The sequence below is a fragment of the Variovorax sp. LjRoot175 genome, assembly GCF_964253805.1.
GTDB lineage: Bacteria > Pseudomonadota > Gammaproteobacteria > Burkholderiales > Burkholderiaceae_C > Variovorax.
Window position 1 is genome coordinate 3437157 of sequence record NZ_CAXURY020000001.1, and the last position, 22811, is coordinate 3459967.

Sequence of the window (22811 nt, forward strand, 5' to 3'; positions counted from 1 at the left end):
TGCTCGAACGCCGCAATGCCGGTTTCATAGTTCTTCTGCAAGCGTCACTTGCCCATCGCCGTGACCGCCGCCTCTGGCTGAGGGCTGGAGGGCTGAGACTGGGGTTATGGCTGGGACTGCGTTGCGGTCTAGTCGCGCAACGAAAAGACGATCGCCAGATAGCTCACCGGCGCTTCGATGATCGCCTCGACCCCGTGCAGCGCGCTCGCGTCAAACAGCAGCGCGTCGCCACGGCCGAGCTTGAGCAGCTTGCCGCCGTAGCGGTAGTTCACGCTCCCGGACATCAGGTACAGGAACTTCAGGCCCGGATGCTGGAAGCTGGTGTAAGGCCGCGCCTGAGGCTGCAGCGTGACCAGATAGGGCTCCACGAACAAGTTGCCCGACAGCAGGTGGCCCAACAGCTCGTAGCGGTAGTCCGCCACGGCGCCGATGCGCTCGACCATGATCCCGTGGCCTGCCGGCACGAAGGACAGGTCCGTGCGGCTTCTCTGGTCGGAGAAGAAGCGGGAAAGCGGAACATCGAGCCCCTGGGCGATGCGGTTGAGCGTCTCCACCGATGGGGACACCAGGCCGCGCTCGACACGCGAGAGCAGCGAGCTGGAGATGCCACAGCGGCGGGCGAGTTCGCCGCCAGAGGCGCCGCAGGCGACGCGCAGGGCCTTGATCTGCTCGCCCAGGCGCGAGGTGGACTCGCTGCGGGCAGGCGTTGCGGGACGGCCGCGCGGGTGCGACAGCGCAACGGGTATCTTGGGCTTTCTTGCCGTCGGGAACGGCGAAGCAGTGAGCAGTTTTCTCATGGCATGTCTTTCTGACCGAGATGCGGAGCGTCCTCATCCCTGCCCTCGTGCACCTCTGCTGATCCGCATTCCGCGCTCATGGCATCGACAATCCCTCTTCATGTGAATTCCTTTCCGGACTGGAGGGCGCGAATGTTGTTCTCGACTGGTAACTATATCCCGTCCAATCTTATACCGTGGAGTTTAATGCCATTTAAATTGACCATCCATGAATGGTCAAACCCACCTCAACCGGCAAGCAGAAAGTGCCCGAGCTGCTGCTTTTTGGGGAGGCTGTTCGTCGCCGCCGGAAGAAGCTTGGCTATTCGCAAGAGGCGTTCGGTGACGCATGCGGGATCGACCGCAGCTATATGGGCGGCATCGAACGTGGCGAACACAACCTCGCCCTGATCAACATACTGAAAATCGTCACTGCGCTCGGCATTCAGCCATCGGAATTTTTCAAGGACCTAGATCAGCACAGGAAGAGAACAGGCAAGGCACCGTAGTGGGCTGAAGTCGCTGGGCCGGGGGCTCAGCTGAAGAGGTCAAGACCGGGCCGCGGCCCCGCCAGCGCTTTGGTTGACCGTGGAAAGACTGGCCGCGGTGCTCGACGTGCCGGTGGCCTACTTCTACGCGGTTGATGACGACGGCCGCCATGCTACTTGCCTTTCACGCGCTCACGCCCGAAAGGCGCATCAAGGCGCTGGAGATCATCACCCGGATGCAGTGAGCCAGGTCACCGCCTTGACTCCTTCTCAAGTTGTGGAGTAAGCCTCGCAAGGTGGTCAGCGGCTATGGACAAATTTGGTGCTTGCCTGCTTCGGCGCGCCTCGGACGTGACGCTCCGCCGCAGGGCAGACGGAGACGACGTCTTCAGCAGCAGTGATCGCCGTCAGTCAGTCGAAGGACTCCACGCGGCCTCGGCACAGTTCAAAGACCTTCGCCACGGCCGCTTCGGCATGCGGACCGTAGAGGCACTGCGCGGGAAAGACGAGACCCTCGATCGCGCCTTTGAGTGCTTGCAGAAGCTGATCGATCGCCTCGTTCGCGTCGCCCGCGCGCAAGCCTGCAAGGGTCGCGACGGCGACAAAGTCCGATCGGCGCAGCCGCTCATCCTTGCCATTGAGCTTCAGGGCCATGCGATCGTGCTCAAGGCGAGGAAACACGCGGGTCGTCAGCGTGTCGTAGACAGGGGCGACGCGAACCGAACGAAACGCCTGTTCGCCCGGATACGCGATCTTGAGGATTGCCATGTTCTTGAGGTGCATCTCTCCATCCGCGATCAGCCAGGCGAAGAGCGCACGCTGCAGCAGGAGGCGCAAGTCGTCCTCGGGAGCGGTCGATAGCGGCCGAATCGCGCGCGCCACGCGTTCGATCGTGCGGTGTACTTGTCCTTAGGTTCCAGATCGAGGACCGAACACATGTCTTCCATCGCCAGCATGAGCGTGTCCTGCGGGCCGGTCCGGATGTCGAAGCGCTCAACGAGCAAGGCTGGTGGCAGGCCATCGGGCATAGCGACAAGGGCGTTGTCCGGCACCTCTAGCCCGGATCCGCGCGCAAGAGCAAGGCCGATCCATTCGACCGGCGGCAGGGATTCGAATCCGCTCGTTCCGGCGGGCTTGAGGATGTGGGTGAAGGGTAGACCGGTGGCCGGCTGGAGGGCGCCGTTTTCGCCCAGGAACATCGGCGCCTTGATCTGGACGCCCGAAAGCCGGGGCGTTTCTGCGCTTTCGAAGAGTTTGGCGAGTCTTTGCTCGAAGTCCTGGTCGGTGGCACTGCGCCCCGGACCGGCATAGGTCCCAGTAAAGACCCCCTCGGACATGAAGACGGAAAGCCGCGTTGAGAGAAGGTCTGACGGCAAGGCGGCGAGCTCCGCGCTCTTCTCTGCGATCGTGATGTTGGACATGTACCGCTTGCCCTCGCGCAGCAGCACGCGCTCGTCAGGATCCTTGAAAACTGACGCGAGCCAGCCTTCAGGCAGCAGCGAGACGATGAAGGGTGGCAGTCGGCCTGGCGTGGTCTGCCGGATCAGCGGCGGCAGGACGGGACCGTCCTCGGCCGGGGTCCAACGCCATTCAAAACCGTCGTGAGACAGTTCACCGAGCGGCACGCCGTGCCACGCGACCGTCAGAGCGAAGGCGGCTTCGTTGCGGGTCGCGACAGAGGACGTTCGCCGCAGCAGATACTTCTCCGCGCCCTCCCCTTCACGATACCAGTCGTTTTCGCGGGCCAGCGCCCAGACCGCGTCAGCGGCGCCTTTGGCATCACCGTACTCCTGGATCAGGCGTACGGCGATCGCCGCGCGCATCGTCGCGTCGATCGACGCCGCATGTTCGCTGCGCAGGCGGAACGCCTCCAGGAAGCGCTGCCGCAGCGCCGAGACCGTGACAAGAATAGACCTTTGCGTATTTCAGATACGCGAAAGTTAGATCCGGGCCACGGTTCCCCACCCCAACATACGCAGAGACTGGCAAACCGTCGGTTCCTGAGCCGTAGCTCCCGCAGCGCCTGAGGAGGGGCGCACGGTCTATCGCGTGCATCGCGTGCATCGCGTGCGCTGCGGCCCCAGGCTCGTCTTCGAACTGACCGGCGCCAAGTACGCCCCATGGTTGGAAGCTCTCCGGACAGAGAAGCGGACCTTCGCCCCGACATTCACAGAGTCATCCGGACAAGAATCCGCAGGAGCGATCTGCGCGCCCAAGTGGTACCAGGTGCTCAACCTTCAAGCATGCCTACCTGTTCTGGTAGTTGGCACAACTCTGCGCGTCGTCAACGATGGATCCGCACGCCTAAAGTGCAAAGGGATCCACGATGCGCACACTGCTGATCGACAACTACGACTCGTTCACCCACAACCTCTACCAGTACCTCGCCGCGACCAACGCGCAGCCGCCGCGCGTCATCACGAACGATGAAATGTCGTGGCCCCAGATCGCCGAACTCGAGTTCGACAACATCGTCATCTCGCCGGGGCCCGGAAGACCGCAACGCCCTTCGGACCTGGGGGTCTCGGCCGACGTGCTCCGGCACGCCAGGGTACCGGTACTGGGTGTCTGCCTCGGGCACCAGGCCATGGCCCACTTCTGCGGTGCGAACGTGGCCCGCGCCGTACGGCCGATGCATGGACGCCTCGACCGCGTCCGCCACTCCGGAAGCGGCTTGTTCCGGGGAATCCCGGAACAGTTCGATGCAGTCCGATACCACTCGCTGGCAGTGACCGGGCTGCCCGAGCAGCTCGAGCCGCTGGCGTGGACCTTCGACGGCACCCTGATGGCCCTGCGGCATACGTCGAAACCCTGGTGGGGCGTGCAGTTCCATCCGGAATCGATCTGCACCGAGTACGGGGCGCGCCTGCTGCGCAACTTCAGGGAACTCACCGAGCAGTGGCAAGCCCGCGCAGTTGCCGTCCACGGCCCCTCGGCATCGCCCAGGTGGCCGCAACTTGGACACGGCATGCCGCTGCAGCAGGACGACACGCTGATCATTCGCGCGCGATGCCTTGAAAGCTATCCAGACGCCGAAGCGCTTTTCCGCCACCGCTTCGCCGGCAACGCGGCCGCCTTCTGGCTGGACAGCAGCGACGCGGACGGCCAGAACTCGCGCTATTCGTACATGGGCGATGCGGGCGGACCGGACGCGCAGGTGATCACCTACCGGTCGCGTGACAGGCAGATCGATATCCACCACGAAGCGCATATCGAAACGCGCATCCAGAGCATCTTCGATTTCCTCAAGCAGGAAACCAACGTTGTGCCGCCTGGCGGAGCGTCATTGCCCTTCGACTTTGCCGGCGGCTACGTGGGCTATTTCGGCTACGAGCTCAAGGGTGAACTGGGCGGCAACCACGCCCACGACGCGTCCACGCCGGACGCGCTGTGGATGCGGGTTCGTCGCTTTGTCGCTATCGATCACGGCGAGCAACAGACCTGGATCGTCTGCGTCGATCGCGAACCGCATTCCCTGGCCAGCGAGGCCTGGATGAATGAAATGCAAAGGACCCTCTCCAATCCGGTGCCATCGGACGCTGCACCACCTGACGGCGCTTCCCGAATTGCGGACGCGCTCGCATGGCGCATCGATCTGCCCGACTACCGACGCCGCATCGCGAGATGCCAGGAGAACATCCTCGATGGCGAGACCTACGAAGTCTGCCTGACCAACCAGCTGGAGGGCGCCGGCCAGATCGACGCCCTGGACGTCTATTGCACGCTGCGCAGGCGCAATCCGGCGCCTTACGCCGCCTTCCTGAAAACGCCCGGCCTGGCGGTCCTGTGCGCCTCGCCCGAACTGTTCCTGAACATCGAGCCGGACGGCACGGTCGAGTCCAGGCCGATCAAAGGCACCGCGCGCCGCGGCGCGACGCCGCAGGAGGACGCCGCCATCGCGGCAACCCTCGCCAGCGACGAAAAAAGCCGCGCCGAGAACCTCATGATCGTCGACCTCCTGCGCAATGATCTCAACCGGGTCTGCAAGGTTGGCAGCGTGCACGTGCCGCGCCTGTTCCAGATCGAGACCTTCGCGACGGTCCACCAGCTGGTCAGCACCATCCGGGGCCAGTTGCGGTACGACGTGAGTGCGATCGACTGCGTCCACGCCGCCTTCCCCGGCGGCTCCATGACCGGGGCGCCCAAGATCCGGACGATGAGGATCCTCGACGAGATCGAAGGGTCGCCACGGGGCATCTATTCCGGCAGCATCGGCTTTCTGTCGCTGAACGGCAGCGCCAAGCTCAACATCGTGATCCGCACCATCGTGAGTGCGAACGGCCGCGTCTCGATCGGCTCCGGCGGCGCCATCATCGCAATGTCCGATCCGGACGCCGAAGTCGAGGAGATCGTCCTGAAGGCGCGGGCCCAGCAGGATGTGCTGCAAGAGGCCGGCGCGCCGGGCACGCGCGCTTCTCGCAGTGCCGGGGATCCAACGCCGCACGACAGCGATGGCTGACCCTTCCGCCAATCGCCGCGGCGTCTTCCTGATGCTCGGGGCGATGGCGTGCTACGTGCTCAACGACGCCTGCCTGAAATTCACGCTGGCGCACCACCCGCATGGGCAGGTGCTGGCCGTCCGCGGCCTGTTTGCCACGGCGATGGTCCTGGTGCTCGCCCGTCGCGCCGGCATGCTGCCGCGATGGCGGCAACTGCTGCAGCCGATGGTCGCCGTCCGATCGGTGCTGGAGGTGGCGACCGCCATGGCCTCCGTCGCCGCTCTCTCGCTGACTCCGCTATCCATCGTCACGGCCATCATGATGGTGTCGCCCTTGCTGATTGCCGTGTGCGCGATGGCGCTCGGATGGGAGGCGCCGCAAGCCGGTCGCATCTTCGCGACAGTGACCGGTTTGGCCGGCGTGCTGCTGATCGCCAGACCCTTCTCGCAGGCGAGCGTGGCGAACTGGGGCATCGTGTTCTCTCTCGCCTGCGCTGCCGGCCTGGCGGCAAGGGACCTGGCCACGCGCGCCATGCCCCCGGGTGTTCCTTCGGTCCTCATCACCCTCGCGGCGACGGTGGCCTCGTGCGCTGGCGGTTTCGCGCTCGGCCTGCGGGAGACCTGGCAACCGCTGCAGCCCGCGCAAACGCTGGGTCTCGCGCTGGCCGCCCTGTGCGCGGCGCTGGGCAACTACGCGCTGATCGCCGCCTGCCGCGACGTCGATCTCTCGGTCGTCGCGCCATTTCGCTACAGCATCCTGCTCTGGGCGCTTCTGATGGGCTACCTCGGGTGGGACGAGACGCCCGATGCGGCGTCGGGCATCGGCATCGTGCTGATCAGTGCCGGCGGCCTCCTGGCGCTACGCGGCAGTCGTTCCCGCTGAGTGGTCCGCCTCCGCCTTTCGGCCGCGTTGACACGGTCCTGGTGCTCGTGAGTGATGATGGCCACGTCGATATGACAGCCAGTTGCTTCGCGGATGTCGGTGGTTATCTCAAGGGCCGTGGGCCTCGGTGAACTTCGGCGATCTGGGCTTGTGGGGCCGTCAGAGCCGGCTTCAACGAGCGCTCTAGACTGGCTGCTGCCGTTTGGCTCTGGGCCACCGAGACGCCGGTCGCATAAAGCGGTCCCTGGCAATTTTCTGATCCACTGACAGATCCACTTTGGGAGCGGTCGTTTGGCGAGCGCAGCGCGCGCATCAGACTCCAGCGCGGCGATCGCTTGCCGTATCTGCTTCTCCGAACTAGCAGGGCAACACTGCTCCGAACGACTGCGTTTGCGGGGCGCGGGGGCCGCGTCTTCGGGCGCGTCTACGCTGCAGTCTGCCCAACGATCGCTGCAAGCCGCTTGAGGCCGGGCCCAACGTTGGCGGCGAATCTCTGTGATGCCCGCTGCACCCGTTCTTCGTCAGCATGAGCGCGCAGTCCGCGCATCGGGTTCAGTCGCGAGCGTTCGAGCCACGCCTGGAGGTCGGGCTCCTTCGACCAGGCGCGGTCGGCTCCCATCTGGACCAGCGTTCCGCGAGCCCAGTCGAGCGGCGTGTTCGCAAATGGGTTGGTAGGGCACAGACGATTTTTCTCCGCGTCGTCGTCGCGGCGTGCCTCGACGAACCCCACCAGCGCTGCGTTGAAGGGAATGAGGCCCATGCGCACCGGCTGCAATGTGATGCGGTCCGCCGCAAAGATCGGCAACGCAGGCGGATACCGCACGCCCTGCGCCGCGCAGTGCACGTGCAGGTGCCGGGGACTGGTCGCGACGCTGCCCCGCTCCAGCAGGATGCGGTCGCGTTCGATGCTGCAGACGTGGCCGAGGCGGATGACATCCTCGATGCGCCGGAGCAGGTCGATCTCCCAGTCGCCGATCGTCGCGCCCTTGTACATCGTCGGTCGCACGCTGCGGTCGACTCGCCGCATCTGTGCAGCCGCTTCCAGCCGGTTGATGAGATCGTCGATCGAGGTTGCCTGGGCGGCAGCTTCCATCTGCAACGAGATGCCTTCGAGCAAAGTGCCAACGAGCTCGCCGGGCTGCGTGTAGGTGCGGTTCTGCAGCCACGTTTCGCGTGGCTTCACCCATTGGATGTCGCCCGGCTCGACACCGTTCCTAAGGAGCCAGACGCAGGCGTCGAGGGCGGTTTTGCCGGCACCGACGATGACGTAGCGGTCAGGCTTGTCGACGACATCGACGAGGCGGTGGACTGGAATCACGGACACGCCGTCGCCAACGCCGAACGGCGCGGGAGTGAGCGCGGGAATCGATGGCGAGAGATAGTTGGCGTCGACCAGCTTTCTGCGCACTTTGACGTCGAACGTAGCGCCCGACAGGCGCGACACGAAGCGCTGCTTGCCGACGTATTCGCAATTCGGGAAGAAGCGGACCCGGCCTGAAGCGATCAATCGCTTTTCCATGACACGAGCGTAGTACGCGCGAATCTCGGAGCCCCTCGTTCGCTCGTATTGGCCCGCCTCGGGCCCGCGCAGTTCGATGGCGTCGCTGCCGAGCGGTGTTGAGTTCACGCCATAGTAGAGCGACGGCTGATGCAGGCGAACGAAAGGGTAGGTGTCGTTCCAGTGTCCCCCGGGCGCCGAGCGGCGGTCCACCATCACGATATGGGCGTCGGTTTCGCTGACGAGCGAGTCGGTGAACGCCATACCGGCTGCGCCGCTGCCGACCACCAGGTAGTCAGTCTCCAAAGCCTGAGGAGCCATATGCCGCCTCCTTCCATTTGCTTCCGGGGGTTAGAGCCGCCGGAAAACCTCGATTCGACTGCGAGCACAACTGGTCGTCAATGCTTGTACATGCGAGGACCTTCGCATTCCAGCGCCGCATCCCCCTTTCATTGCTTGTTCGTCGTTTTCGTTCCGATCGGCGCGGTAGTGGACAACCGCAATGGGGATAAGTCCGTGAGTTCCGGTGGCGGACAGGAAAGACCGCAACCGCTGGCAGTGCGGACGTTCTGGCAGACGAACTCCTAAAAAAACCCCCACTTCCAGAGGGAGAGTGTTCCATCGCAGCGCAGGTCGGTCTATGCTGAGTTGTTACCGACTGCGGGCTCGTCGAGCCGCCCTCGGCTCTCAGTGCGCCCGGACGCGCAGCCGAAGCCGCAGGCCAACCGGCGCCATTGTCAGCGCGAGTCGCTCCCGCACCGGTTCGCCATCGGCGGTCGCGACGTCGGTGATCAATCTGGCTTTGTTGCAGCACGGTTTTGTGAAGGCGGTCGATGCCATCAAGATGGTCGACCAAATGCTGGGGAGAGTTGGTCCGGGGCAACGCGCGCCCGGTACGCTAGGCCGCGTCGCGATACAGACGCGCCACCGGGCTGTCCGTCCACACTACAGCTTTGCCCTTATCCACGGCCGCTGTCCCGAACACCACCCACGCATCGCAGATGGCACCGACGTCCTCCAGGACCTGGAATCTCCCTGGGTACTCTTCGAGCAGCGAAGAGAACGCAATGCCGGCCTCGTACTTCTTCGCCAGCAGGCCCTCGCCCACGGCCGTGACCGTAGGTCAAGCACGGCCTCCGACCACCGGGACAGGTCGGCATATTCTCGCGTGGCGGGCTGTAGCCCTACGCGGCGCGGCAACTGCCCAGCGTCGTGATCCTGCGCCATTAGTAGCGACATGGGCCTGCTGCGCGAGATGAACGCGTCGACCACGAACACCTGCCGCCGGAAAGCCCCGGTGATCTCAGCCGTCGACGGGTGCACGGCGCACTGCAACATGAAGTCCGCGCGACCATCGATCAACATCCGGGCACCTTGGTGGAAGTCATCGACAAGCTCGATGCGAACGCGCTCAAGGTCCAGCAGGCCGTGCGCCCTCAGATAGCGCCGCAGCACGAAATCATGGTTGCTGTTCGGCGGACCCAGGGTGACGAAGGTGGACATGAATTTGAAGCGGTGCTGCGGCAGTCTAGTCACGAACGGTCAGGACGATCGCCAGGTAGCATGCCGGTGCCTCGATGATTGCGTCGACGCCATGGAGCGCGCTCGCCTCGAAGAGCAAGGCGTCGCCCTGGCCAAGTTCAAGCCGCCTGGTGCCGTACCGGTAGCGCACGCGCCCGGACATCATGTACAGGAACTTCAAGCCAGCGTGTTGAGTACCGGCGTGCGGCTGCGCGTCCGGCAGCAGCGTAACGAAATGAGGCTCCACGAGCAGATTGCCTGACAGCACGTGGCCCAGCAACGCGTGGCGGCAGTCCGTCCCGGCGCCGAGGCGCTCGACGACGATGCCCTGGCCGGCCGGCACGAACGACATGTCCGAGCGGCTCCCCGGCTCGCAGAAGAAGCGCGAGAGCGGAACGTCCAGCCCGTGGGCGATGCGATCCAGCGTTTCGACAGATGGAGACACCAGGCCACGCTCAACGCGCGAGAGCATCGAGCGGGAGATACCGCAGTTTCGCGCGAGCTCTCCCCCCGAGGCACCGGAGGCAACGCGCAACGCCCTGATCTGCTCGCCCAGTCGCGAGGCAGACCTGCTGCGGGCGGGAGCGGGGATGCCGTGTTGGGGTGACAGCTCAATCGGGATGCTTGTTCTTCTCGTCGTCGGGAGCGGCGACGCCGGGGACTTTCTTCTCATGGCATCCGCCTCCACTGCAGCGTGGCCCTCACCTGGCGCCGGCCAAGACACACGACACCTGCCACTCGAATGGTCGAACCCGAGTCCGGAGACAAGAAGTTGGCGCTCAACCCGCCTCAGCTTTGCTTCACGGCTACAACGATGCGTTGGTCCAGATCGCTGCCGTCGGACTGAATGATGGCGTCTTCGAGCCGGCATGCCTCCTCGATGATGAGTTCGTAGAGCTGCCGCAAGAACTCCCCGTTGAGTCCGTGTTGCTGGGCGAACAACGATGCACGCTGCTGGACGACTCCAATTCGGCCAGCCTGCATCATGGGTATTCCATTGCGCTTCTTGTGAAGACCGATCTGGCGGCAACACGCGAGGCGGTCGCGGATGGCCGCCAGCAATGCCTTGTCGATCACGTCGAGTTCGTCACGCAGCCTTTCGAGGACCTCATGCGGATTACCGGCGGGTTGGCACGGTGTTGTGGGTAGAGGCGAGGTGTTCATTCCGCCCTCACACCCTGCGCCACGATGATGCCGCGCAAAAGGTCCGTGTCCGATTTGATTCGGCTGGCCAAGCCTTCGGCTGTCGTGCCAACCGCCTGGTGGCCCTGCTGGAACAGCTTCTGCCTCACCTCGGGAGAGCGCGTGATCTCGCTGAGCAGCGCCGACAGCCGGGCAATGATGGGTTTGGGCAGCGTGGCCGGCGCGGCGGCGGCGGTCCAGATCTCGATCTGGAACCCGTGGATGCCCGCCTCTTCGAGGCTCGGAAATTCCGGCACCAGCGCACTGCGGGTCGCCGAGGTCACGCCGATGGCGCGCAGCTTGCCGGCATGAACCTGAGCCGCGCCCAGGCCAGGCGGAAGCAGTGCGAGCTGGATGTCGCGTCCGATCAGTCCGTTGATGACCTGCGGGTTGCCTTGGTAGGGCACGTGGATCGGTGCGATGCCCGAACGGGTCTTGAGCAATTCCATGGCCAGATGACCCACCGTGCCGATGCCTGGCGTGCCGTAGCTCCAGCGGTTGCCTGCAGTGCGCGCAGCGGCGAAGAAGTCGCGCGCGTCCCGCCCCGGCGCATCGACGGGCGCCGTCAGCAGCAGCGGCGCGGTGCAGATCAGGCTGATGGGGGCGAGGTCCGTGAGCGGATCGTAGGGAGTGGAAGGCGTCACCAGCTTGGCAATCGTCATGTTGCCGTTGATCAGCATGCCGATCGTGTGCTGATCAGCGGCCTTGGCCACCAGGTTGGCGGCGATGTTCCCGCTCGCGCCAGGATGGTTCTCCACAATCACGGGCTGCCCCAGCGCTCGGGACAGCGGCTCGGCCAGCGTTCGGGCGACCAGGTCCGGCGAAGACCCGCCGCCAAAGCCCACGATGATGCGCAGGGGCTTGGTCGGCCACTTGTCGGCAGGCTCGGGCTTGGCGGCAGTTTGCGCGCCGGAGCCGCTGGCCATCGAAACAAGAACAAGCGCACCCAGAAAGCTGCGCAGGAAGCGGAGGACAGAAGGAGTCGGTCGCAAGGAAGGTCACCTGAGTTCGATTCGGTGCGCCGATCATTTCCCACGTTGAGTGCGCTTTCAACGCTTGCATGCGACGCAAGGGTGGGCCGCCGACGTCCCTCCTGGGAGCCTTGCATCCCGCGCAAATCGGGTGTGGTACAGGTCAAACCCGCCGCCGGTTGGCAACCTGCCAGATCATGTAGTTTCCGACGTCGGCGCGCTCCGCTGGAATGGCCTCATGACATTCAACGGGATCAGAAAGTGGAAATTCTGGCGGGCACGCCCATCAGCTTAGGCGCCGAACTGATGGCCCGGATGGCGCGCTACCGGCACAAAGTCTTTGTCGAGCGCCTGGGCTGGCCGCTACCTTCGCCCGAAGGAATGGAATACGACCAGTTCGATCGGCCCGACACCCTTTATCTGGTAGCGCTGCGCGACGCTATCACGCTGGTGGGCACGGCACGGCTGCTGCCGACCGAACGGCCGTACCTGCTCGGCGAGGTCTTTCCCGAGCTGATGGGGGACGCGGAAGTCCCGCGATCTCCGGACATCTGGGAGTTGTCGAGATTCGCTGCGATGGATCTCGATTCGATCGATCCGCACGCAGATGGTCGATACTCGTCGCCATTGGCGGTGGCTTTGCTGCGGGCCGCAATGTCGGCGGCCGCCGGCGCCGGGGTGGGCCGACTCATCACGGTTTCTCCACTCGGGATCGAACGTCTTCTGCGGCGATATCGCATCAGTGCAAGCCGCGCGGCAGCGCCGCGGTTCGTCGGCGAACAGCAGGTCTTTGCCTGCTGGATATACACCGACATCCCGGGCAGCGGGAGGCGCCCGTTGCACTCTCAACAGTCGGACGCCAGTTCGACCAAGAGGGACGCATAGGTGAATTCAGTGAAACAAGCGCACGGCCAGGCGTGCAACAGCGGCGGTCTTGTTCGCGGTCCCGAGCTTCACGAGCACGTTATTGACGTGGAAGTTGACCGTGTCGACCGAGATGCCAAGGATGTCCCCGACCTCGAGGGAAGTCTTTCCGTCTGCCGTCCACTGCATGACCTCCCTCTCGCGCCGGGTCAAGCGAGGAGGCTCGCCAGACGCGATGGCCGTGAGCGCGGAAGAAAGCGCTATCTGCGCGACGTTTACCAGCCAACGCAGAGGCATGTCCTTCGCGCGGAGCTCCTTCTCCGTCAGCCGTTCGTGTGATCTCGACAAGGACAGCAACCCCACCGAACCGTCCGCGTCGAAGCACGATTGCGCCCAGCCGACGCACAGGCCGAAGGATCTCGCTTCGGCCCATAGCGCCGGCGTCTCGCAGAAGAGCGCATCGGACCACACGATTGGCGTCAGGCTCCTGGTTGCGTGAAGCACCGTGGGATCGACCGCAAGGTAGCCGGCCTCCTCGTAGCGACGACGCCAACGCGGGTCATAGTCGTTCAGCAGGAATATTCTTGGCCGCGTAAAAGGCGAGGGCCGTCGCAAGCCGTATGCGCAGCGCTCAAAGCCAAGACTCCTGGCGCTTTTGCAGATTTGGGCGAACAGGTCGTCCACGCCATGCGCGCGACTGATGCCCGTAACAAGATCTTCCGTCCATGCCTTCATGACAGCCCTCGCCATGTCCAGGATCTGCGGCGAATGCAGCGGCCGCGCGCCAATAGTTATGACTTGAAACTATCAGACAAAGTCGTTGCGCGCCGCCTCGGGCGCCGCAAAAGCGTCTTGACCGGTTCCTGCACGGCCGTGAAAAGGTCGGCAACCAGGCCGCAATCGGCCACGCTGACGATCGACGCCTCTTCGTCCTTGTTGCTTGCCACGATCACCTTGGAGTCCTTCATGCCTGCCATCTTTCTTGACGCACATCCCAACGTTGTAGTTGACGAGCCGTTTGACAGAAGCGCGGATCCTCATGATGTCTCCTTCCTGAATTCGAGGTTGCTGACTCGGCGGAACCTTCGCCGCCTTTGCGGCGTCTTTCCAGAAACGCAGTTCCGCTTCAAAGAACTTGCCCATGTCGGCTGGTGTGCCGCCTAGGGGGCGATGGTCTGCTTCTCAAGCCGCTCGATGACATCGGGCGAGTTCAGGATTTCATTTGTGCCTGAACCTGTCGACGAGAAAGACGCGCAAGCGCGAGTTTCTCGATGCCGTGGCCATGTCAGGCCGTCGTCTGCACGTGCAGGCGGCTCGTCTTGCAGCGGTGCAGCGCGCGGTAGTGCTCCAGCGGCCGGCCGTTCGCACCGTAGGCAATCGACTCGATGCGCAGCAGCGGCTCGGGCTGCGGCAGCGCGAGCAGTTCGCAGGTCGCCGCATCGGGCAGCACCGCATCGATCCAGCGTTCGGCACGCACCAGGCGCAGGCCGTACTGCCGGCGCAACACGTCGTAGAGCGAGCGATCGTCCAGCCGCGTGCGGTGCAGCCCCGGTGCCAGGTCCGCCGGCACCACCGTCTCGACCAGCAGGCGCAGCTCGCCATCGACACTGCGCAGGCGCTTGAGCGCAACGACCTGAGCGTCGTCTCCGGTGAGGCCCAGAGCGGTGGCCTCCTGCTCGGTGGGCGCGCGCAGCTCCTGCGTGAGGATTTGCGTGCGCACCGAGCGGCCCTTGCGTTCCATTTCGTCGGAGAAGCCCAGCACGGTCGAGACGAAATCCTCGTCCCGTTCGCGCGCCGACACGAAGGCGCCGCGGCCCTTGATCTTGTAGATCAGGTTGTTGCGCACCAGGTCGGCCAGGGCTTCGCGCACCACGATGCGCGAAATACCGAACTGGTCGCCGAGCTCCGCCTCGGAAGGCAGCTTGGCGCCGATGGGCAGGACGCCCTGCAGGATCTGCAGGCGGATCGCGTCGCGGAACTGCGCCCACAGCGGTGATTCGGATGTGCGGTCGAGCACGCTCGACATGTCGTTGGAACTGTTCACTTTAAGATTGGCCGAGGGCTGAGCTGATCATCAATGATGCATCGAAGGAGGGTTCCGCGTCGGGAGCCACCGCCTGGAGTCGAACGCCATGGCGCTCCCGCAGAGCGGTCGCGCAGGCACACAGTTCGTTGTGCGCGCGCACTGTATCCCAGCCCAGCGCTTCCGCCGCGACGCCGGCGATCTCGGCGAGCGCGGCATCGGTGACAAGGCCTCGGATGGCCAGCAGCGTGCGGCGAATCACGAGGTCGTCGAGATGCACCACACCGGTTTCGAGACACAGGTAGGACAGTTCAGCGGCCGAGTAATCGGGGGCGTGTCGCAGCGGCACGTCACCCGACGCCGCAAGGCGCTGTGCCAGCGGCAGCGCCTTCGAGCCATAGCGGCTCAGCAGATTCAGCGCGCGCGTGCGGCCCATGCCGCAGGCGGCCATCATCCGTTCGATGAAGCGTTCGGTTGCCGGCGCATCGGCGGGCAGATCCGCGCCGCCACCGATGGGCAGCAGCTCGGTCGAGGCCGTGCGCGAGCGACCCAGCTGCTGCAGCACTTCGGTGGTCGCTTCTTCGGCCAGCGAACGGAAAGTGGTCCACTTGCCGCCCACGAGACCGACGATGGGAATGTCGCGTGTCGCGTTCGGCAGGTCGACGACCACCGAATGGTCGCGCGAGACCTGCCCTGGCTTGTCGGCATCCGAACGCGCGAGCGGCCGCACGCCGACAAATGTGTAGACCACGTCGTCGCGCCCGAAGGCCATGTTCGGAAAAACCTCGCGCAGCACATCGATCAGATAGTCGACTTCGGCGGGCTCGGTGACGATCTGGTCCGGGTCTTCGATCGGGATGTCGGTGGAGCCCACGAGCACGCGATCGAAGAACGGGTAGACGACGCACACCCGCCCGTCCACCGCCTCGAAGTAGGCCATGCGGCCGTCGAGCGCATCGCGCAGCGCCGGATGGTCGAGCACGAGGTGCGAGCCCTTCGTGCCCATCACGCGCGGGCCAGCACCACCGAGCACCGCCGCACTGCGGTCGAGCCAGGCACCCGTGGCGTTCACGACGGTGTCGGCGGTGACGCGCACGTGCGCGCCGGTGATCTCGTCGCGCAGCGTGAGGATGTTGCCCGCGCAGCCCACCACGCGGCAGTAGTTCGCGGCCGCGGAGCGCGGCTGGTCGCGGCAGGCATCGGCGATCAACTCGAGGATGAGCCATTCGGGGTGGCTGATCCACGCATCGAAGAAGGTCGCGGTCCAGCGTATCGCCGCGCGGAACAGGCTGCGGTCCGCCGAGGCCACGCGGCTGATCCGGTGCCCCGGCATCACGCGCTGGCGGCGCCCCAGCAGGTCATAGAGCCGCAGGCCCAGCGCCACGGCCAGCAGGCCGCGTGTGCGCTGCGGCGGCGTGCGACCGAAGAACTTGAGCGCGCTGCTCATCAGGCCGCCGAAGAAGTTGGCGAGCGGCACGACGGTCTTGAGCGGGCGCACCAGGTGCGGCGCATTGCGCAGCAGCAGGTTGCGCTCGCGGGTGGCTTCGGCCACGAGCGAGAAGCTGCCGTTCTCCAGGTAGCGCAGGCCACCATGGATCATGCGCGAGGGCGCGCTGCTGGCGCCGGCGCCGAAGTCGCCCTTGTCGACGATCAGGCAGTCTACGCGCTGCAGCGAGAGGTCTCGGAATACGCCGACGCCGTTGATGCCGGCGCCGACGATCACCGTCGAGAAATGGCGGCCCGACAAAGAGGCCGGGCGCACGAAGGGCAGTTGCCATGCGCTCATTGCGCACCGCCCGCGATGTGGGTGAAGACAGGTGACATGCTGTCGATCAGTTCGTTGAAATCGGCGTTGAAATCCGCATGGGCGCGTGCGTCCCTTGCATCGGGTTCGATGACGTCGCAGGGCGCGAGCAAGGCACTGCCGTGCGCTGCGTCGTCGAGGCCCTGCGACATGGCGGCATAGAGCGCGGCGCCGCGTGCGCCGGTCTCGTCGTCGGCGCAGCGCTCGAGCGGTCGCCCCAGAAAGGCGGCGAGCAGGCGCACGAGGCGCGCATCGCTCGCCCCGCCGCCCAGCACCGTCGATGCCGAAACGGCGAGGCCGCCCGCCGCGAGGCGCGCCGTGTGCCGCGCATGCTGCGCCGTCACGGCATCGACCACGGCGCGTGCCATGTCCGAGCGCGTGTGATGGCTCTTGAGGCCCACGAAGCCCGCTGTCACGCCCCCGCCGCCATTGATGAAAGGCAGGAAGCGCAGACCGTTGGCGCCCAGCGGCACTGTCATGGCAAGGTCGACGACCGCGCGCGCATCGGGCAGCGCGAGCACGCCGGCCAGCCAGGCGATGTTGGCCATCGATGAGGGGCTGTTCTCCATGTAGAGCCGCTCGTTCTTGCGGCCGAAGTTCACGATGGCAGCGACAGCGGGCTTGGGCTCGATCACCGGCCCGATGACCGCGTTCACGCACCATGTGCCGAAGACCGACACCGCGCGGCCGCGGCCTTCCGCGCAGATCGCGGTCATCGAGGCGAGCAGGTCGATGGCGCCCATCGCGACGGGAATGCCCGCAGGCAATCCGCACAGCGCAGCCTCGCAGGGCAATAGCTTTCCGATCACGGTGCCGCTCGGCACGATGGGGGCGAAGGTGCGCGGCCCGAGGTCCGCAAGGCCCGAGGCATCGAAGGCCGCCTGCGACCAGCCGCCGGTGGCCAGCGACACCAGGCCGGCGGTGCTCGCATCGCTGGCATCGGTGGCGATCTCGCCGGTCAGCAGGAAGCCGAGGTAGTCCTTGGCGAACAGCAGGCGGCGCAGGTCGCCGCGCCGCACGGCATCGGCGCCCAGCAGCTCGGCGGCGATCACCGTCGGCTGCCCGGGCCACGGGCCGCAGCCCACGTCCTCGAACAGCCGCGCACCGCGGCTCGCCGACAGGGCGCGCGCACGGGCACCGGCGCGCTGGTCGGTCGATGCGACGGCTCGGCCACCCACGAGTTCGTTGCTGGCATCGAGCGCATAGAGGCCGGCGCCGTGGCCGGTGCATGCCATGGCGCGAACCTCGGCCGTGCGCGGGCCGAGCTGGTGGGCAACATCGCGCAGCACGTCGGTCAGCGCGGCGCGGATCGCTGCGGCGCCCACCTCGCAACCGCCTCCGGGCAGCCGGTCGTGCGGCAAGGGCATTCGGGACAAGGCGACCGTTCGGCCGCTTCCGGCTTCGAGGGCCAGCGCTTTCAGGCTGCTCGAGCCCATGTCGATGCCGATCAGTATGTTTGGCTTCATGTCATAACAGCTTCGCGGAATAAAAGCGCGTTGCCAGTAGCGTTTGCCCTAGTTATCGAGACAAACGGGCCGAGCGTACATTCCATCCTGTCATAACATCGACAGTGACTCCGAAGTCCCAAGGATCTGCTTGAAAAGCAGGTCGCAAGCTCTTCCAGCCAACGTAAGGAGACAAGAATGAGGCGTAATTTCCCGAGGTCCGCAGCTGCCTCCGGTATTGGCCTGGCCGGCGCCAGCGCATTCGCGCAACAGCAATCCGCAGCCCCCGCGGCGGGCGCCGGCCTGCGCGGCAATGCCAGCGACGTACGTGATGAACGTCATGGTGTCGGGCGTCGAGTGAGTCTTCCTTCACCGGTCTAGCGAGACTGAAAATTTAAGGCCAGTAATGCGCGGCAAGGTTTTGCGCACGCGCGAAGTCTGGCCGGAGACAGCCTACTGTGAGCAACGAGATCAAGAGTTCCTCATTCGATTACATCGTCATCGGCGGCGGCACCGCCGGGGCACTGATGTGCAACCGCCTGAGTGCCGAAAAAAGCAAGCGCGTGCTTCTGATCGAGGCTGGCCGCAAGGACGACTACCACTGGATCCACATTCCGGTCGGCTACCTGTACTGCATCGGCAACCCGCGCACCGACTGGCTCTACACCACCGAGCCCGATGTCGGTCTCAACGGCCGCACGCTGCGTTACCCGCGTGGCAAGACGCTGGGCGGCTGCTCCAGCATCAACGGCATGATCTACATGCGTGGCCAGGCGCGCGACTACGACCAATGGGCTGCGCTCACAGGCGACGAGACCTGGCGCTGGCAGAACGTGCTGCCGGCCTTCAAGCAGCACGAGGACTACTACCTCGGCGCCGACGAACTGCACGGCGCGGGCGGCGAATGGCGGGTCGAGAAGCAGCGGCTGCGCTGGGACATCCTCGACGCCTTCGCGCTTGCTGCGCAGGAAGCAGGCATCCCCCACTGCAGCGACTTCAACCGCGGCAGCAACGAAGGCGTGGGCTACTTCCAGGTCAACCAGAATGACGGCTGGCGCTGGAACACGGCCAAGGCCTTCCTGCGGCCCACCTGCTACGGCCGGCCCAACTTCGAGATGTGGGTCAATGCCCATATGACGAAGCTCATCGTCGAAACACAGATTGATGGCAGCCAGCGCTGCACCGGCGTGCAGGTGTGGGACGGCCACGAGATGGTCACTGTGCAGGCCACGCAGGAAGTGGTGCTTTGCGGCGGCAGCATCGGCTCGCCGCAAGTCTTGCAACTCTCGGGCATCGGCCCGGCCGACCTGCTGCTGCAGCATGGCATCCCGGTGCTGGCCGACCTGCCGGGCGTGGGCGCCAACCTGCAGGACCATTTGCAGATCCGCGCCGTGTTCAAAATCAATGGCGCACCGACGCTCAACGTGCTGGCCTCGTCGATGCTCGGCAAGGCAAGGATCGGCCTGGAGTACCTGACGAAGCGCAGCGGCCCCATGAGCATGGCGCCGTCGCAGCTGGGCGCGTTCACGCGCAGCTCGCCCGCGCATGAGCACCCGAACCTTGAGTTCCACGTGCAGCCGCTCTCACTCGACGCCTTCGGCGAGCCGCTGCACAGCTTTCCGGCCTTCACCGCGAGCGTGTGCAACCTCAACCCCACCAGCCGAGGCACGGTGCGCATCAAGAGCAATCGCTACCAGGATGCGCCGGCCATCGCCCCGAACTACCTGAGCACCGACGAAGACCGCAAGGTGGCGGCCGACTCGCTTCGCGTGACGCGCCGGATTGCGGCCCAGCCTGCACTCGCAAAGTATCAGCCCGAGGAATGGAAGCCCGGCACGCAGTACCAGAGCGATGAAGAGCTGGCGCGGCTGGCCGGCGACATCGCGACCACGATCTTCCATCCCGTCGGCACCACCAAGATGGGCGCTGACAGCGATCCGATGGCGGTGCTGGATTCGCGGCTGCGCGTGCGCGACGGACGCGGTGGCGTGATCGCCGGATTGCGCGTTGTCGACGCCGGCGCGATGCCGACCATCACCAGCGGCAACACCAACAGCCCGACTTTGATGATGGCAGAAAAGGCGGCCGGGTGGGTTCGGGCGGATGCGCGTGAGTGAAGCGTTCTCCCGCGACGATGTGCAAAGGGCTATGGAGCGAGTGCGCAGCAGGGCCTCGGGTTCGGGCAGATTCAAAAGGGCGCAGGTTGATGCGTCAGGCACCGCGGCATCGATCCACCGTTCGGCCCGAACAATGCGAAGCCCGTACTGCCGTCGCAGCACGTCGTAGAGGGATCGAGCTTCCAACCGGATGCGGTGCAGGCTGGGCGCCTGGTCGGCAGGCACGACCGTTTCCACAAGCAATCACAGCTCGCCATCGACACTGCGCAGGCACTTATGCAACCCCCTGCATCCCTTCGGTCAGTCTCAGTGACGCGCTTCGTCTTCGTGCGGCAAACGCAGTTCTTGGCCTAACACCTGAGTGCGCACCGAGCGCCCCTTGCGCTCCACATCTCGTCGGAGAAACCGAGAACGGTCGACACGAATCCTCGTCGCGCTCGCGGGCTGATTTACAAGGGCCCCACGGCCTTTGATCTTGTATATCGAGCCGCTTCGGACCAGAGCAGCCAGCACCTCTCTCGCGACGATGCGCGAGATGCCATATTGCTCGCCGAGCTCGGCCTCGGACGGGAGTTTGGCACCGATCTCCAATTTGCCGCCCAGAATCTGGACGCGAACGGCATCCCTGAACTGGGTCCGCAGCGGGGATGGGGAGTTGCGATCGAGTGCGGCAAACAGCCAGTCGGGTTGTTCATGGCAGATTTCGGCGAATGCTGGTGCGCGGGTCCAGGGTGCTTCGTCCGTCGATTCGGGATGGAGAGTGTTCTGCGGCCAGCCGAACGCCGTGCCGATCTCGCAAGGTGGTACCGCAGGTCCGCAGTTCTTCGTTTCGACGGATCGCGTCCCAATCCAGGGCTTGGGCGGCGAGATCGGCGATCTCGGCGAGCATGCCATCGGTGACTTCCCCGCGTATGGCCAGCAGCGTTCTGCGGATCACCAGATCGGACAGGTGGACCACGCCCGTTTCAAGGCAAAGGTAGCGGATCTCAGAGGCCGAGTAGTGGGGCGCGTGTCGCAGCGGCAGATCGCCATTCGCGGCGAAGCGCTCAGCCAGCACAAGCGCCTTCGAGCCATAGCGGGTCGTGAGCTCCGAAGCCCGCCGGCGGCTCACACCGGAAACCGCCATCGTCCATTCGACAAAGCGATCTGCTTGCAGCGGATCGGTAGGCCATTCGGCCCCGCCGCCGATGGGCAATTCCTCGGTCGACCCGATCCGGGGGCGCCCGAGCAGCCGCAGGAGCTCGTCCGTCGCCTCTTGTGCAAGTGACCTGAACGTCGTCCACTTTCCGCCGACGAGGCGAACCAGGGGGATCGCGCGCGTCGCACTTGACGGATCGACGAGCACCGAGTGTTCGCGCGAGATCTGCCCGGGCTTGTCGGCGCCGGAGCGAGCCAGGGGGCGCACGCCGACAAAGGTGTACACCACATCATCGTGATCGAAGCTCAAGCGCGGAAAACGTTCGCGCAAAACGCCAAGCAGATAGTCGATGTCTGGTTCGGTGACGACCTGATCCGGGTCATCCACCGGTATGTCGATGGACCCCGCAAGCACCCGGTCGAGAAAGGGATAGACGATGCATACCCTGCCATCCGCCGCCTCCAAATAGGCCATTCGGCCGTCGAGCGCATCGCGCAGCGCGGGATGTTTGAGTACCAGGTGAGAGCCTTTGGTGCCCATCACGCGCGAGCCCGCGCCGCCCAGCGCGGCCGCGCTATGGTCGTGCCAGGCTCCCGCGGCGTTGACCACCGTATCGGCGCTGACCTGTATCCGTTCGCCGGTCAGCTCGTCGCACAGCGTCAAGGACTTTCCCTCGCAGCCCACGAGCCGACAGTAGTTCGCAGCTCTGGACTGAGGTTGGTCGCGGTGGCTATCTGCGATCAATTCAAGAATGAGCCACTCGGGATGTCTAATCCAGGCATCGAAGTAGGTCGCAAGCCATCGCACGGTCGAGCGGAACAAGGTGCGATCCTGGGGCTGCACATGGTCGATCCGGTGTCCCGGCATGACGCGCTGCCGTCGCCCCAGCAAGTCGTACAGACGCAAACTGAACGCGACAGCAAACAGGCCTCGCGTGCGCGGCGCCTGCTTCATGCCGGCAAATCTGAGCGCGCTGCTCAACAAGCCGCCAAACCGGCTCGCCAGGGGCACGACCGTCTTAAGCGGTTGAACCAGATGAGGTGCGTTGCGCAACAACAGGTTGCGCTCGCGGGTGGATTCCGCCACCAGCGCCAAGTCGCCGCTCTCCAGATAGCGCAAACCGCCGTGGATCATGCGGGACGGTGCACCGCTTGCGCCGGCGCCGAAGTCTCCTTTGTCCACGATCAGGCAGGTTACGCCCTGGAGAGACAAGTCGCGGAACACGCCCACGCCGTTGATGCCCGCGCCGACTATCACTGTCGAGAAATGCCGGCCAGACAGAGACGCCGGGCGCTCGAAGGGCAGATCGGAATGCTTCATTGGATTTCGCCAGATAGGTAGGTGAACGTGGGCGACATGCGGTCGACCAGTTCGTTGAGGGCAAGATAAAAATCCGTGTGCGCCGCCGCGTTGGCCGCGTCCGGCGCGATCTGGTCACACGGCGCGAGCAAAGGGCCGACCGGACGGCGTGGATCGCTTGCGCACCCACCTCGCATTCGCCGGCGGGGCCAACGCGAACGCGGCACTGCGAGGCCGGATGTCGCCAGCGTGCGGCCACTGCCAGCCTCCGGTGCCAGCGCCTTCAGCGCTGCTCGAGCCCATGTCAATGATCAGTATGTTTGGCTTCATGTCATAACAGCTTTGAGGAACAAAACTCATCTCC

The 22811-nt window shown here is 65.1% G+C and carries 18 protein-coding genes and 3 pseudogenes; 6 read left to right on the forward strand and 15 right to left on the reverse strand.

Annotated elements, in window-relative coordinates; all coding sequences use genetic code 11:
* Positions 1-128: 128 nt before the first annotated feature.
* Positions 129-677, reverse strand: a complete 549-nt coding sequence (locus ACSQ89_RS17100; protein ID WP_436292852.1) for a helix-turn-helix domain-containing protein — start codon at positions 675-677, stop codon at positions 129-131.
* Positions 678-1009: 332 nt separating this feature from the next.
* On the opposite strand from ACSQ89_RS17100, the gene ACSQ89_RS17105 reads away from it, so the two are divergent.
* The gene (locus ACSQ89_RS17105; protein ID WP_436292809.1) at positions 1010-1285 is read left to right on the forward strand and encodes a helix-turn-helix domain-containing protein; all 276 of its coding nucleotides are present in this window, start codon (positions 1010-1012) and stop codon (positions 1283-1285) included.
* Positions 1286-1675: 390 nt separating this feature from the next.
* Here the strand turns inward: ACSQ89_RS17105 and ACSQ89_RS17110 are convergent.
* A pseudogene (locus tag ACSQ89_RS17110) lies at positions 1676-3087 on the reverse strand (type II toxin-antitoxin system HipA family toxin).
* A gap of 503 nt (positions 3088-3590) precedes the next feature.
* Between ACSQ89_RS17110 and pabB the strand changes: the two are divergent.
* Both pabB and ACSQ89_RS17120 read left to right on the forward strand, forming a co-directional pair.
* A complete protein-coding gene (gene pabB, locus ACSQ89_RS17115) occupies positions 3591-5723 on the forward strand; it encodes an aminodeoxychorismate synthase component I (protein ID WP_436292808.1) in 2133 nt (710 codons plus the stop codon).
* Complete coding sequence (locus ACSQ89_RS17120) at positions 5716-6585, forward strand: DMT family transporter (RefSeq protein WP_244503934.1); 870 nt, start codon at positions 5716-5718, stop codon at positions 6583-6585. Before pabB ends, ACSQ89_RS17120 begins: the two co-directional genes overlap by 8 nt.
* A 424-nt stretch (positions 6586-7009) precedes the next feature.
* Here ACSQ89_RS17120 and ACSQ89_RS17125 read toward each other — a convergent pair whose 3' ends face one another.
* The 5 genes from ACSQ89_RS17125 to ACSQ89_RS17145 all read right to left on the reverse strand — a co-directional run bounded on the left by ACSQ89_RS17125 (position 7010) and on the right by ACSQ89_RS17145 (position 11712).
* A complete protein-coding gene (locus ACSQ89_RS17125; protein WP_436292807.1) occupies positions 7010-8404 on the reverse strand; it encodes an NAD(P)-binding protein in 1395 nt (464 codons plus the stop codon).
* Positions 8405-8981: 577 nt separating this feature from the next.
* Positions 8982-9191, reverse strand: a complete 210-nt coding sequence (locus tag ACSQ89_RS17130; protein ID WP_436292806.1) for a hypothetical protein — start codon at positions 9189-9191, stop codon at positions 8982-8984.
* A 420-nt stretch (positions 9192-9611) separates the two neighbouring features.
* Positions 9612-10160, reverse strand: a complete 549-nt coding sequence (locus ACSQ89_RS17135) for a helix-turn-helix domain-containing protein (protein WP_436292851.1) — start codon at positions 10158-10160, stop codon at positions 9612-9614.
* 233 nt (positions 10161-10393) lie between these two features.
* Positions 10394-10768 carry a chorismate mutase gene (locus ACSQ89_RS17140; RefSeq protein ID WP_093111751.1) on the reverse strand — a complete coding sequence of 125 codons (375 nt, stop codon included), beginning with the start codon at positions 10766-10768 and terminating at the stop codon, positions 10394-10396.
* Entirely contained in the window at positions 10765-11712 is a 948-nt protein-coding gene (locus ACSQ89_RS17145; RefSeq protein ID WP_436292805.1) for a Bug family tripartite tricarboxylate transporter substrate binding protein, read from the reverse strand. Before ACSQ89_RS17145 ends, ACSQ89_RS17140 begins: the two co-directional genes overlap by 4 nt.
* Positions 11713-12018: 306 nt before the next feature.
* Here ACSQ89_RS17145 and ACSQ89_RS17150 point away from each other — a divergent pair, with 306 nt between their 5' ends.
* Positions 12019-12642, forward strand: a complete 624-nt coding sequence (locus tag ACSQ89_RS17150) for an acyl-homoserine-lactone synthase (RefSeq protein WP_436296300.1) — start codon at positions 12019-12021, stop codon at positions 12640-12642.
* A 6-nt stretch (positions 12643-12648) separates the two neighbouring features.
* On the opposite strand, the gene ACSQ89_RS17155 is transcribed toward ACSQ89_RS17150, so the two are convergent.
* Positions 12649-13356 (reverse strand): autoinducer binding domain-containing protein, encoded by a 708-nt coding sequence (locus ACSQ89_RS17155; RefSeq protein WP_436292803.1) that lies wholly within the window; start codon positions 13354-13356, stop codon positions 12649-12651.
* Between the two features lie 56 nt (positions 13357-13412).
* A pseudogene (locus ACSQ89_RS17160) lies at positions 13413-13610 on the reverse strand (hypothetical protein); the annotation flags it as partial.
* Between ACSQ89_RS17160 and ACSQ89_RS17165 the strand changes: the two are divergent.
* Complete coding sequence (locus ACSQ89_RS17165) at positions 13588-13785, forward strand: hypothetical protein (protein WP_436292853.1); 198 nt, start codon at positions 13588-13590, stop codon at positions 13783-13785. The pseudogene ACSQ89_RS17160 and the gene ACSQ89_RS17165 sit on opposite strands and share 23 nt — an antisense overlap.
* Before the next feature lie 121 nt (positions 13786-13906).
* On the opposite strand, the gene ACSQ89_RS17170 is transcribed toward ACSQ89_RS17165, so the two are convergent.
* The 3 genes from ACSQ89_RS17170 to ACSQ89_RS17180 are packed head-to-tail and all read right to left on the reverse strand — an operon-like array spanning position 13907 to position 17914.
* Complete coding sequence (locus ACSQ89_RS17170; RefSeq protein ID WP_436292850.1) at positions 13907-14647, reverse strand: GntR family transcriptional regulator; 741 nt, start codon at positions 14645-14647, stop codon at positions 13907-13909.
* A gap of 19 nt (positions 14648-14666) precedes the next feature.
* Entirely contained in the window at positions 14667-16430 is a 1764-nt protein-coding gene (locus ACSQ89_RS17175; RefSeq protein ID WP_436292802.1) for a glycerol-3-phosphate dehydrogenase/oxidase, read from the reverse strand.
* Positions 16427-17914 carry an FGGY family carbohydrate kinase gene (locus ACSQ89_RS17180; protein WP_436292801.1) on the reverse strand — a complete coding sequence of 496 codons (1488 nt, stop codon included), beginning with the start codon at positions 17912-17914 and terminating at the stop codon, positions 16427-16429. The genes ACSQ89_RS17175 and ACSQ89_RS17180 overlap by 4 nt, the downstream gene beginning before the upstream one ends.
* A 506-nt stretch (positions 17915-18420) precedes the next feature.
* Here ACSQ89_RS17180 and ACSQ89_RS17185 point away from each other — a divergent pair.
* Positions 18421-20010, forward strand: coding sequence for a GMC family oxidoreductase (locus tag ACSQ89_RS17185; RefSeq protein WP_436292849.1), 1590 nt, complete (start codon positions 18421-18423; stop codon positions 20008-20010).
* 84 nt (positions 20011-20094) lie between these two features.
* Here the strand turns inward: ACSQ89_RS17185 and ACSQ89_RS17190 are convergent.
* The 3 genes and pseudogenes from ACSQ89_RS17190 to ACSQ89_RS17200 form a co-directional block, all read right to left on the reverse strand.
* Positions 20095-20247 (reverse strand): annotated as a pseudogene (locus ACSQ89_RS17190) (UTRA domain-containing protein); the annotation flags it as partial.
* Positions 20248-20316: 69 nt separating this feature from the next.
* Entirely contained in the window at positions 20317-20601 is a 285-nt protein-coding gene (locus ACSQ89_RS17195; protein ID WP_436292800.1) for a GntR family transcriptional regulator, read from the reverse strand.
* Between the two features lie 100 nt (positions 20602-20701).
* Positions 20702-22468, reverse strand: coding sequence for a glycerol-3-phosphate dehydrogenase/oxidase (locus ACSQ89_RS17200; protein ID WP_436292799.1), 1767 nt, complete (start codon positions 22466-22468; stop codon positions 20702-20704).
* Positions 22469-22811 lie beyond the last annotated feature (343 nt).